Genomic DNA, 12,449 nt, shown 5'->3' with positions numbered 1-12,449 from the left:
CCGGTTGTGATTGTCCAGTTCCGATGCGCCGCCCCTGTTTGATTTATTCAACAGCCCGCGTGCCGACCGCCGAACACCACACTTGCGCGCGCCCGCCAAATCAGGAAAAGCTCCAATCAGCCGCGCGACGATGGCGTCGTCTCGCACAAAGGCGCACCCCGTCCTGAACGCCGGGATCTTTCTGAAAAAGGAGGGTCTGCCATGACCACATCCCCCCTGACTGACCGCCCGGAGATGTACCGCTATCACAACGGTGAAAAGTCACCCTTGCCGTTTGATCCCACCGAATACGAGGCTCGGCTGGCTGAACTGCGTGAGCGTATGGAGGTTGCAGGCACCACGGCGGCCGTTTTCACCTCCATGCACAGCATCGCCTATTACTCCGGCTTTCTCTACTGCGCCTTCGGCAGGCCCTACGGCATGGTGGTGACGGAGACGGATGCCGTCACGATCAGCGCGGGCATCGACGCGGGCCAACCCTGGCGGCGCAGCTTTTGCGACAATGTCACCTACACTGACTGGCAGCGCGATAACTTCTGGCGCGCGGTGGTCTCTGTCACCGGTAAGAACGCAATTGTCGGCTATGAGGGGGATCACCTGACGCTGGTTCAGCGCGACAAGCTGGAGGACTTTCTGCAACCGCTGACCATGGTGGATTTGGCCGAAACCACGATGCGTCAGAGAATGCACAAATCCGACGCCGAAATCGCGCTGATCCGCCATGGCGCGCAGGTCGCCGATGTTGGAGGCTACGCCATCCGCGATGCGATCAGACCGGGCGTACGCGAGATCGACGTGGCGATGGCAGGCCGGGATGCCATGGAGCTGGAGATCGCCAAGCGCTTTCCGGAGGCTGAGTACCGCGACATCTGGGTCTGGTTCCAATCAGGGATCAACACCGACGGCGCGCATAATCCCGTCACGGGCCGGGCGCTGGAACGCGGTGATATCCTCTCGCTCAACGCCTTCCCGATGATCTCAGGTTACTACACCGCGCTTGAGCGGACGCTCTTTGTGCAGGAGTGTGACCCCGACAGCCTGAAGATCTGGCAGGCCAATGTCGCCGCACATAAATACGGTATGAGCCTGCTGAAACCTGGCGCCTCTTGCGCGGACGTGACCCACAAGATCAATGATTTCTTTGCCCAGCGGGACCTGCTGCAATACCGGACCTTTGGCTACGGGCATTCCTTTGGTGTGCTGAGCCACTACTATGGCCGCGAAGCCGGGCTGGAACTGCGCGAGGACATCGACACGGTGCTGGAGCCGGGGATGGTCATCTCGATGGAGCCGATGCTGACCATTGCCGCCGACAAACCCGGGGCGGGCGGCTACCGCGAGCATGACATCCTTGTCATCACAGAAGACGGAGCCGAAAACATCACCGGTTACCCCTATGGCCCGGAGTTCAATATCGTGGGCTGAGCGCCCGCGGCCAGGTCAAGAGGCCGTGGGCCAACATATCAGGCGCGTTCCGGTGTGATGGTCAGGCTGCCCTTGGTGGCATGGCTATAGGGGCAGACGGCGTGTCCACCTTCGATCAGATCTTGTGCGGTGGTGGTGGCTCCGACCGACGCAGGGCGCGCGCTTGAGGCACAGGTCGCCCATGTGCCGCAGGAGATTGTCCGCGCGACCGGCCTGGCGCTGCCCAAGATCAAAGATCTGCAACGCACCTTACGCGACCTGACACGCCGGATGCTGGAGGCAACGCCACAGAAATAGCCTTTCCAAGGCGCACGACATTTGCGATGGAACCTGCGACACTGCGGCAGGCTGATGTAAATATAGTTTACATGACCTATATCGTGGGAAGATATCTTAGAGGAGATCACAATGGCCGCACTGGCGCGGATGGTATTCATCGGGTTTATCGTCCTGACGATCATCTACATGTGCCTGTCGTTCTATTCACGGTCGGTGCGCCGCAGCAAGCTGGAGGCAGAGTGGGACCAGGCCGGAGGCCCCGGCGACCGTGACAGCTTTGTGCGGGCGGGCCTGCAGGACTATGACGGCTCACTGCGCCGCAAGCTGATCCTCGGCGTCTACGTTATCCCGTCGATTGCGATTGGCCTGCTGATCTACTTCACGAATTTCGCCTGAGGGGGCTGGCCATGTTCTACTTTAAATGGGGTGTCCTGATCAGCATCTGGCTGATGATCGCATCATTCCTGCACTACACCTTGCCGCAGGTGGATATCGTGCGCGTCACCGACACCTACGAGCGACGGGTCGACCCGGGCGAGAACAGGCTGTTCTGGGCACAGGCGGACGCCGGATCAGACCCCACCGTGTTGAGCCGCGATGTCTTTTTCATCCAGACCCGGCTGGTCGATGGCGGTGTGATGGTCTACCGCAACGAAGACACCGGCTGGGGTTGGCCTCCCTACTTCAAGTTCGACACGTCCAACCTGCAGGCCGAGGCCGCTGATCTGAGATCAACTGCCGACGCGCCCCGCTACGTGGCGATCCGGCACTACGGCTGGCGCAATGAATTCTTCTCCATCTTTCCCAATGCCATCTCGGTCTGGCCCGTCGACGGCCCCGAGGCGGGCAAACCCCTGCCCTGGCTGAACACGGTCATCCTCGCTTTGCTCGCGGCTGTGTTTTACGGAATCTGGATCAGATGGCGCCGGTTCCGCCAAAAGCGCATCGACCCGAAACTGGAAGAAATTCAGGACAGCTGGGAAGCGACCGAGGACAGCCTTGCTGAGAAACGCAGCCGCTTGCGCCGGTGGTGGGCCGCCAAGCGGCGCGGGTACTAGAGACCGCATGTCGCTGGGCCAAAGGACGCGCGCCAATGTCTCGCGCGCAGGCTGGCTCATAACAGCATCGACCCGCAGAAATCGGTGAATGAGAGGTTGCACCGCGCTCCACCGGACTTCAGGGCTGCCCGACCGAATCTGCAGAACGGCATACCTATGCATACCGCAAGAACCATATTATTAAGGGATGTAAGCGCTTAAATTCTGAGCAGGTATTGCGGTCATACTTGGGCTGAAACCCGCTAAATGCGTCGTATTTTACACGTTCCCGCCATATCAATGGCACAAATCACTTTACGTTAGGGCTTCTGTGTTCACTCAGATTCGATTTTGTGACGCAGGAGGCCATCGGCCATGCTTAAGAACCTCAGTATTGGTGCAAAGACCACCATTGGAATAGCCGCTTTGATTGCTTTTGGCATTTGTGTGGTGACTGTCAGTCTGATGTCGATCTCTAAGATCAACGGGACATTGAACCAGATTACGGATGTCGCGACGCCAACGGTGGAAACCGCGGCTGACGTGACATATTTCGTCAAAGAGGCTCACAAGATCAGTGTCGAGATCCTGGCAGACGAGGAGCCGGCGGACATCGCGGATCGCAAAGAGCAATTCTACGCGACAGTTGAACGCTATCAGGCCGCGATTGCCGAACTGGACGACATCGTAACGGACCCGGTCGTGCAAAGCACGCTGGAGGAGACCGGGACGGAATGGCCCGCCTTTTTTGACAGCGCGCAGGCTATGTTCGCCGCGCACAATATTGAACTCGAAGAAGAGGCGAAGGCACAGCAGCTCCTGTCTGATTTCGAGGCGCGCGGCACACAGCTGATCAATCGGCTGGCGGACATCGCAAACGCTCAGGAAATTGAAATGCAGGCGGCGGAAAACCGCGCCGACGATCTGGCTGCGCTGCCGACCACGACCGCGCAGCAGTTGAATGATTTGATCGGCGAACTTTTTGAAGATGACTACCCGGCATACGAAGCCGCGGTTCAACTTCAGCTGATTGTGGCTGTCCTGGAAGGGGCTGCCCGCGAATACATGGCGTCGGAAGATCCCGGTGCACTTGATACAATTCGCACCGAGTTCACTGATACATATGCCATGGTCGCTCCGCAGTTCATCATCCTGAACGAACGCGCGGAAAGCGAAGCCGAACGTCAGGCATTCGCGGCATTGGAGGCAGACCTGGAGGCCTGGGTACAGAACAGCGAAGCGGACGAGCAGCTTTTCGATACGCACCGCGATATGTTGGCCGCAGAGTTTGAGGCAGACCGTCTGGCTGAAGAGCTTGACACCGCTGCCGACACCATGATCGCCACCCTCGACGCTGTGGCGGACGCCGCAGATGCGGTCAGCGACGGCGCAGATGAACTGGCGGCACAGCAGGTACGCAGCGGGCAGATCACCATGTTGAGCCTTTTGGGTGCCATGATCGCGGTTGGTGGAGCGATTGTCTTTGTAAACAACAGAATGATCGGTCAGCCCATCAAGAAGCTGACAGAGACCATGGAAGTTGTGTCGTCTGGCGATTTGTCCGTCGAGCTTGAAGCATCCAAGAATACGCATGAGATCGGCAAGATGACCAACGCAATGGTCGTGTTTCTGGACAACGCACGCAAGGCACGCGAGCTCGACGAAAACCTGAAGGCCAAGGAAAAGCAGGAAGCTGCGCGCAAGCAGGAAGAAGCAGCACGCGAGGCAGAGCGCGAGGCAGAGCGTCTGCGCGAGAAGGAAGCCCGCGACAAAGCAGCTGAAGAGGAACGGATCGAAATGATGCGCGCACTCGGCGACTCCATTGGTGCGGTCGTGAACGAGGCAAAAGTCGGGAATTTCTCTTCGCGTGTGGAAGCAAACTTCGATGACGAAACACTCAAGACCCTGTCGACCAACGTGAATGAGCTGATGAACACGGTGGACTCCGGCCTTAACGCGGCGGGTGCCGCCCTGTCCCGGGTCGCTCAGGGCGATCTGACCCAAACCATGCAGGGCGACTTCAAGGGGGCGTTCCACGAACTTCAGGTCAACACCAATGCAATGATCGATTCGCTTAAGGACCTCGTCGGCGGCATCTCTGGAAGCACAGACAATCTGGCGCATTCCTCTGCCGAGCTCAGCGGCACGGCTGACGCGCTGTCGAAACAGACCGAACAGAACGCCGCAGCCCTTGAGCAAACGTCAGCGGCGCTGGAAGAATTGTCTGCCAGCTTCAAACAGGTCGACCAGAATATATCCAGTGCCAACGACAACGCCCGCGTTGCAAGTGCATCGGCCAAGGAGGGCAGCTCAGTTGCGGTTCAAGCGGCGGAGGCCATGACCCGGATCAATGAGGCCTCTGGCGAAATCTCGAAAGTCATAAGTGTCATCAACGACATTGCTTTCCAGATCAATCTGTTGGCGCTCAACGCCGGGGTGGAGGCAGCACGCGCGGGCGAAGCAGGCCGAGGGTTCTCGGTTGTTGCATCCGAAGTGCGCCAGTTGGCGCAACGCGCCAGCGAAGCCTCAAATGAAATCGCCGGGGTCATTTCGCGCAGCGATACGGCAGTCTCGGACGGGGTCGAAAAGGTCAACGATGCAGAAGTTGCACTGCAAAAAATTTCGGAGAGCGTGATCGACGTTTCCAGCAGCATTGAGGAGGTTGCTCAGGCAATCTCGGAACAGGTGAACGGCGTTGCAGAGATCAACAGCGCTGTTGCACAGGTTGATAGAAACACCCAGAAACAGGCGGCATCTTTTGAGGAAGTCACCGCCGCCAGCAAGGTGCTGTCCAACGAAGCTGAAGGTCTCAAGAAGTCGACCGCACGGTTCCATACCGGCTCTGAGGTGATTGCATTCAAGTCGGAGACACCGGCGTCCGCGCCTCCTCCTCCTGCTCCGGAGAAGAAGAAGGTGGCACCACCTGCGGCCGGAAATCTGGCTCAGGATCTTGATGGCTGGGACGAGTTCTAGAAATTATGACACAAGCAGCAGTAGAAACCGCAAGTGTAGCCCAAGGGACCGAAGAGTACCTCTCGTTTGAGGTCGGCGGGCAAAGATATGCCGTCGCGATCGCATCGGTACGGGAAATCCGCGGCTGGACCGAACCGTCGAGCATGCCTGACGCAGAGCCTTGCATCATGGGGGTCATCAATCTGCGCGGCGAGATCCTGCCTTTGATGGATCTCGCCGCAAAGCTAGGGTTGGCGACGCCAGAAATCAACGAGCGCAGTGTGATCATCGTGGTCGAGATCGGAGAGAATACAATTGGCATGCTCGTCGACTCGGTGTCCAATATCATCGCGCCCCCCGAGGAGGAGATCAAAGAACCTCCGGAAGGGGCCAAGACAGGTGAAGACAACTATGTTGCCGCGTTGACATTGGTTGAAGAAAACATTGTGAGAATACTGGATCTCGGCGCCCTGTTCTGACAGCAACATCAATGTCGCCGCCTCAGCGCCCGCGCAATTGAGATCAGGGCCTCCCATCCGAAAGAACGAGCGCGCGCCGTCGCGCTCGTTTCTGGACAAAGCCTATCGTGTGATTGTCAGCCAAATTGATCGTTGCTTCGAATATGCTCTGCCCGGGCTCAGGGCCTATTCTGGTTGAGCGACAAGCAGATGGCGCGTCTGGCCCCCTTCTTTCCGAAGTCTCATGGCAAGCCACGCGTTGATGACCCTCGACCGGCAGGCGATCTGCAAAGCAGATCTGCCGAGAGGGGGGCGTGAGTTGAGTGGGATTATCTTCATCGATCGCAATGGGTTGCGCTGGCGTGACGTGCCTGCTGCCTATGGCTCACAGAGTTGAAGTGGGCCGTGGCTTCAGTGGGGCCGCGTGCTACGCCAGACCACCGCATTTCAGATATCGACGTTCAAACTAGATGGCTTCAGAAAGTCAATTCCTGTCGCGGATATCTTATGGCCGCAGACGGACCGCTCCATTGTCGTAGCTGACTTTCTTCCGATATCTTGGGCGCTGTGCCGCACAAATCGGTTTTTGTCTCGGCAAACACCTTATCGCACTGTTATGAAAACCCCTGCGAAGACTAGGGTCAGGCCTCATAGCCAATAGATAACGTTTGCCGCGAGCGCGATTGCTGACAGGAATACCTTTGGGTAGCGGTCACGGCGGGTTGCCACGCGCCGCCAATCCTTCAGCCTGCCGAACATGATCTCGATCCAATTGCGTCGCTTGTATCGACGCTTGCCCATTGCCCCGCAGCGCATTGCGCAGCAATGTCACAATAGGGCGGCTTCACAGGTTTCTTGCGCTACTTTCGGTCTGCGGTGAGGGGCGGTCAGATTTGATCCAGTGGATCAAATCAGCCCTGAACAGCACGTACCCTCTGTCCTTCAACGCGTCTCGGAGCCCATCAGCGCCGTAGCCACGGTCCATTGACCGGCAGTCGTTTGCACTGCAAATGATGAGAGGGATCATCACGGTCGTCTGTGGGCCGTGCTCTGCAGCCAGTCCCGCCATCATCCGGGCGCACCCCCCCTCATCGCTCCACCGCTTCCAGCGATTGTAAAGCGTTTCCGGGGCTGACGCGGCCCCACTGGGGCCACGCTCCCCTTCAACTGTGCGGACCATCGGCAGCAGGCGCGTCACGCCAGCGCAACCCATTGCGATTGATGAAGATAATCCCGCTCAACACACGCCCCCTCTCGGCAGATCTGCTTTGCAGATCGCCTGCCGGTCAAGGGTCATCAACGCGTGACTTGCCATGGGCCTTGGGGAAGAAGGGGGCAAGACGCGCCATCTGCGCATCGGTCAGCCAGAAAAGATCAAACATGTTCACCGCGCGTTTTCGAGCCGTGAAGCATGTCGATCAACCAAAATCAATCGGGCATCACCCTGGAGCCGCCCATAAAATCGGCTCGCCTGGTTAGATGCGATTTCTTCTACGCTAGCCAGCGCATCATCGATGTTCGAAGCCAAAGCGCTCTATTGTGGGGCCTTAACTCAATGTCAGAAGAGCGAAAGAAGCGGATAACATTAGTTTTGCAGCCGTAAGACTGCGCCCTGTTGCTTCGGTCACAGATTGCAGCGCGCATCTGTCTCTTTTGCAAACTACGTTTGAAGCAAATTTCGGAGGGTAGTATTGATTGTGCCGAACGCCGCCAAACCGGTTGGCCGTGGAGGCCGCCAATACTGATGAACAAGATAATTCTACACATTGGCGCACACCGTACGGGCACAACATCACTCCAGCGGTTCTTGCGCAACAACGCAGATCTTTTGACAGCGGGGGGCATTGAAACTCTGTGCCCGCCAGAAAGTCGCCACGGGAAAATCGCCGATGTTGTTCCCGATTGGTTGGCGCAGCTCGCGGACACAGCATCTCAAAGGTTTCTGATCAGCGAGGAGAACCTGCCCGGTACGATGGGGCACAATATCGCAACGGGCAGCCTGTATCCAAACGCAAAAGAGAACCTCGGCCGACTGGCCTCGCTCTATAAACCAGATGTTGTCATGATGTCCGTGCGGGAGCTTGGGGAATATTGGACATCCGCCATCCTGTTTTCGCTTGCCAGACACGAAACCACCTTGCCATCACAAGGTCATCTGAATGCGATCTGCAGCGACAAGCGCAGTTGGAGAGATGTCGTCGCCGATGTTCAATCGGTATTTCCACATGCGCGACTGGTTGTGCGGGAGTTTGCCCACCTTCAGGACAACCCCAAACGGTTTCTCAGACTTGCGACCGGCTGGGACACCTGGGCAGACGCAAAACTGAACAGGCGCGCACAAAATGTGCGGCCGGACGAGAGCGCCATCGTTTCTGCCTTGCTGGAGAGGGGTGACTTCGGCGGACTTGCCCGATTGGGAGACACAAAAGAGACACAAATCTTTTCCAGACCCCAGCGGCAAGCCCTATTTGAGATCTACCAAAGCGATCTGGACCACCTGCGAAAGCTGTTAGGCGCGTCATTTTTAGAAAGTCGAAAGCGCTCTGAAGGCGCGCAGGTCCAGAGCTCCCGTTGGCGTTCAGATCCGGCCCCAGCCCGCCAAGATGAAACCGTTTTTTTGCGTATCGGCAGGACTGGCGGGCGTATCGTGCAGTCGTTGGCAAGCGCTGACGCCGCCAAGCCGGACAGGCTGCATTTGGGAAATCATGACGACACATTGATCAGTACCATCAATAAGTTCGGACGAACCAGAAAACTGGCCTTCTTCTTTCGCGATCCGGTGGAGCGTTTTGTCTCGGGGTTCAATGCGCGCCTGCGGCAGGGCCGGCCCAGACACAATGTAAATTGGACAACGGCGGAGGCCGTCGCATTCTCACTGTTCCGGACGCCTGACGCCCTTGGGGAAGCGTTGTCCGCACAGGACGACTATCTGAAATCGGCTGCCAGGTTTTCAATGGCATCAATTTGCCATCTCAAGCATGACTACGTGCACTATCTTCATTCGCCCGACGCAGTCCGCTACGAAATGGATGCGGGAAACCTGATCATATGTTGCGAGACGGATCGGATCGACAACAACATTCGCCAGATCACGGACGCCTTGCATCTATCGACATCCATACCGGTGGGCACTCGGGAAAATACAGCCCCGATCCAGTCGGGTGACGCGTTGAGCAGGTTAGCGGTCGACAACCTCAAGCGATTCTGCCCGCAGGAATTCGAAATCTACGCGGCTTGCAAGATGGCGGCCGCGGAGTTGGGTTTCACTTGATCATCATGGAAGATAGAGAACCACGCATTCATGCCGGTGTGGGCAGTGTTCAAAAAATGGGTTTGAGCAGCTCCATGCAACAGGCCCATCTTGCGCCGGCAACATTGATGCGGCCTGAGGTCTGGGCTGTATGGCAGCAGGACAAGAAGCAGCATCCTGCTTCGCGCATGGTTTTGGCGGAAGCCCGTTCTTGTGCGTAGCAAGGCTGTCGAGAATGACGACGGTGCCCAGTCCCAAGACAGGGACCAGGACCTGCGAGACATAGGCGACGAAGGCTTCGCAATCCATCGCACCTTTGACAACCCACAGAGTGATCGGCGCTTCGGCGCTGAAGCTTGCGATGAGGGTCTACGTTCCCCATGATCCAAAGGGCGCATCCGTGACCAGCCATGGTGGCGGGTCGGATTGATTTGACTTAGGTTTCATCCACAAAGACAATGCACTCCGGCTGAGCCGACACGGCTGGCAGGCGGCATCTGATCCAATCGTCACGCTGTTTCGTCAGGCTACGCCAACCGACGCCCGAAACCATCGTCCAGATGGACCAAAGGCACGTCATGCACAAACACCACTCAAGGGGGAGCTGGTCACCTATGCGGCTCCTATGTGGATGGCGCCTGCTTTGCAGATCAAAGTCACGTGGGGGCGCATTTCTAAAGCACTACGGAACGACACCGGGTGCTTTTCGGCAAGCATGTCAGCTGGAACCGTCGCATTCGTTCCAGACACCGACATCGAAAAAACACCTTCAAGACGACACGTCCAAGCACTAAGGTCGAAAGATGCACGCACTATTATTCGAAATGGAACCCCGATCGGGCCATGAGGGTCACTACTTCAAGCACGCGGAAGCCCTGCGTCCATTGCTTGCCCAGCATGCAGGCCTCCTCTTCATCGAACGTTTCAAGTCAATCTCTCGTCCAAAGATGATCCTGTCGCATTCCCACTGGCGGGATGAAGCGTCACTGGCCAAATGGCGCAGCGATCCCGACCACCACCGGTCGCAGACCGCAGGCCGCAACAAGCATTTCAGCGACTACCGACTGCGCATATCGCATGTATTGAAAATGATGCGTCAGGATACCGACCCCGAGATTTGGTCCGCCGAGGGTGCATATACCAACGTCGACGCCACACCCGCCCGTTTTCTCACCATTGTCGCGTCCAAGGGCTCCCCGGTGGACCTGGGAGGGGAATGTTTCCACAGCGTGACTGCCGATGAAAATTTTCTCTGCGTGACGAACGCGGCAACTCGCGATCACGGCGACGAACTCATCGCCAAAGCAATGATGAATCCCAACGCATCCAGTGCGATGCTGGCACTTGTCTCCAGGGATTACAGCATGTTTGAGCGGGCGGAAGCTCCGCAATACTTCCCTGATGCGAAGGCGGATCGAACCTGATGATCTGTGTTCAAGATGGTCTGTGCAGAACGTGCAGAGTGGGAGGCTCACCGAACCTGCACGGTCAGCTTTTCGTTTGCGCTAAACTTGGCCAAAATAGTATCGCCGGACGATAATTTGATCACCAGGCAGAGCGCCTCTTTGGTCTTAGCCAAGTTGATCGGCCACGGTTCATCATATCGGTTGCTGCCTGGCACAAAGCCCGCCTCAGACTGACGCCACCAGCGTTGGCAAGACCGACCGGGATACATCGCGATCACCGGACTTGTTGCCTGAGAGCATCAGGCCAGCCGGCATGGGTCATGCAGGCCTGCTGCAAGTGCCTGCAAGCCTCGGCAGCCGCGCTACTATACAGCCATCAAACAGCTAACTGCGACGTCAACAAAACTGTCCCGCGCCGGACGCGACAGCGCGCTGATGCAAAAAAGCTCCGCCCAGTAGCCAGTCTTCACCTCCGACATCCAACCCAGGCTGTGCCGTCCGTCCGGCGCATCAGGCCTTCAAAACTGGTCCATGAAATTGCGATCAATCCGGTTCTTCAGCCGCCAGATCAGGTGCCCAGACAGGCCCCAACCAAGCTTTTCACCAAAGGCGCGTTTGCCACCAAGTGACACCAGCTTGAGATAGTCAGATTGAGGCCTGTAGCCTTGCAAACCCGATCCGGACAGCAGGTTTCGAAGATTGGCCAACAGGATGGGCGCCTGTCGCACAGCATAGACCCCGGCTTTCGGTCGGGGATCAGCGACCATATGCGCGCAGTCGCCAACGGCAAAGATACCAGCCACATTGCTTTGCAACGCGGGGTCCACCTCTATGAAACCATCTCTCAGCTTGAGGCCCGTGTTGCCCAGCCAGTCATGTGGGGTGGCGCCCGCCGCACCGACAATGAAGTTGGCTGACATTGTGGTGCCATCACTTAACCTGACATCGGATGCCGTGACCTCCGACACATCGACGCCCTCGACAATCTCGACAGCATGTCGGGCCAGCTCTCGCCGCACATGTCTTTGAGCTGTCTGGCTGTTGGCGCTCAGGACCCTGCCGCGATCGAGCAGCCTGACCGAGACCTCACCTCGATGCTCGCGCAGGGCGAATGCCATGGCCATCGCCAGTTCCGCCCCTGCAATCCCGCCGCCGATCACAGCGACCTGCTTACTCCCCTGCGAGGACCGGAAGCCCTCCCAGCGCTGAGCAAAATCGGCGAGCGGTTTGGCAGGTATGCCGTGCTGCTCAAACCCTGGTAACGTCTGCATCCGGGATGTGATACCCACATCGATGGACGCCAAATCAAAGGGCAGTGACGACCCATCCGCCAGATGAACAAGCCGGTTGTGGACATCCATGCCCACCGCGCGCCCGTCGATGAGCGTCGCGCCCACGTCATCCGCCAGCTTTTGCAGATCGATGTCCAACTCATGCCGCTGATAGTGACCCGCCACAAAACCCGGCAGCATTCCGGAATAAGGGGCCGTGCGTCCGGGGTTGATGACGGTGACCTCTGCATCCAAAAGCGGCTCAGCCCTGAGAGCGCGCAGAACCAGCGCATGCGTGTGCCCGCCGCCAACGAGCGCCACGCGGCGTAAGGTGCGCGCTGTCATCTGGTGCCAAAACCGGCAGGCCCGCG

10 protein-coding genes and 2 pseudogenes are annotated in these 12,449 nt (G+C 57.9%); 9 read left to right on the top strand and 3 right to left on the bottom strand.

What is annotated here, in order from left to right:
* The first annotated feature begins 216 nt into the window (after positions 1-216).
* From So717_RS07275 to So717_RS07250, 6 genes are all read left to right on the top strand, one after another.
* A complete protein-coding gene (locus So717_RS07275; protein WP_438810642.1) occupies positions 217-1,425 on the top strand; it encodes a M24 family metallopeptidase in 1,209 nt (402 codons plus the stop codon).
* Between the two features lie 135 nt (positions 1,426-1,560).
* Positions 1,561-1,722, top strand: a complete 162-nt coding sequence (locus tag So717_RS07270) for a hypothetical protein (RefSeq protein ID WP_159975538.1) — start codon at positions 1,561-1,563, stop codon at positions 1,720-1,722.
* Positions 1,723-1,833: 111 nt separating this feature from the next.
* A complete protein-coding gene (locus tag So717_RS07265; protein ID WP_159975537.1) occupies positions 1,834-2,100 on the top strand; it encodes a hypothetical protein in 267 nt (88 codons plus the stop codon).
* An 11-nt stretch (positions 2,101-2,111) separates the two neighbouring features.
* Positions 2,112-2,762 carry a DUF1523 family protein gene (locus tag So717_RS07260; protein WP_159975536.1) on the top strand — a complete coding sequence of 217 codons (651 nt, stop codon included), beginning with the start codon at positions 2,112-2,114 and terminating at the stop codon, positions 2,760-2,762.
* A 354-nt stretch (positions 2,763-3,116) separates the two neighbouring features.
* Positions 3,117-5,714 (top strand): methyl-accepting chemotaxis protein, encoded by a 2,598-nt coding sequence (locus So717_RS07255; protein ID WP_159975535.1) that lies wholly within the window; start codon positions 3,117-3,119, stop codon positions 5,712-5,714.
* Between the two features lie 5 nt (positions 5,715-5,719).
* Positions 5,720-6,172, top strand: a complete 453-nt coding sequence (locus So717_RS07250) for a chemotaxis protein CheW (protein ID WP_159975534.1) — start codon at positions 5,720-5,722, stop codon at positions 6,170-6,172.
* Between the two features lie 627 nt (positions 6,173-6,799).
* Here So717_RS07250 and So717_RS22740 read toward each other — a convergent pair.
* Positions 6,800-7,533, bottom strand: a pseudogene (locus So717_RS22740) (transposase).
* A 362-nt stretch (positions 7,534-7,895) separates the two neighbouring features.
* Between So717_RS22740 and So717_RS07235 the strand changes: the two are divergent.
* From So717_RS07235 to So717_RS07225, 3 genes are all read left to right on the top strand, one after another.
* Positions 7,896-9,422 (top strand): hypothetical protein, encoded by a 1,527-nt coding sequence (locus So717_RS07235; RefSeq protein WP_159975533.1) that lies wholly within the window; start codon positions 7,896-7,898, stop codon positions 9,420-9,422.
* Positions 9,419-9,622: a hypothetical protein gene (locus tag So717_RS07230; RefSeq protein ID WP_159975532.1), complete on the top strand. Its 204-nt coding sequence runs from the start codon at positions 9,419-9,421 to the stop codon at positions 9,620-9,622. The genes So717_RS07235 and So717_RS07230 overlap by 4 nt, the downstream gene beginning before the upstream one ends.
* 582 nt (positions 9,623-10,204) lie before the next feature.
* A complete protein-coding gene (locus tag So717_RS07225) occupies positions 10,205-10,825 on the top strand; it encodes an antibiotic biosynthesis monooxygenase family protein (protein ID WP_159975531.1) in 621 nt (206 codons plus the stop codon).
* Between the two features lie 145 nt (positions 10,826-10,970).
* Here So717_RS07225 and So717_RS22735 read toward each other — a convergent pair.
* Positions 10,971-11,113 (bottom strand): annotated as a pseudogene (locus tag So717_RS22735) (IS110 family transposase); the annotation flags it as partial.
* A 212-nt stretch (positions 11,114-11,325) separates the two neighbouring features.
* Positions 11,326-12,423, bottom strand: coding sequence for an FAD-dependent oxidoreductase (locus So717_RS07220; protein WP_159975530.1), 1,098 nt, complete (start codon positions 12,421-12,423; stop codon positions 11,326-11,328).
* Positions 12,424-12,449: the final 26 nt, after the last annotated feature.

Source organism: Roseobacter cerasinus, from assembly GCF_009811755.1.
Taxonomy (GTDB): Bacteria; Pseudomonadota; Alphaproteobacteria; order Rhodobacterales; family Rhodobacteraceae; genus Roseobacter; species Roseobacter cerasinus.
Note: the sequence above shows the minus strand (reverse complement) of the source record. Positions and strands in the feature narration are given on the sequence as shown.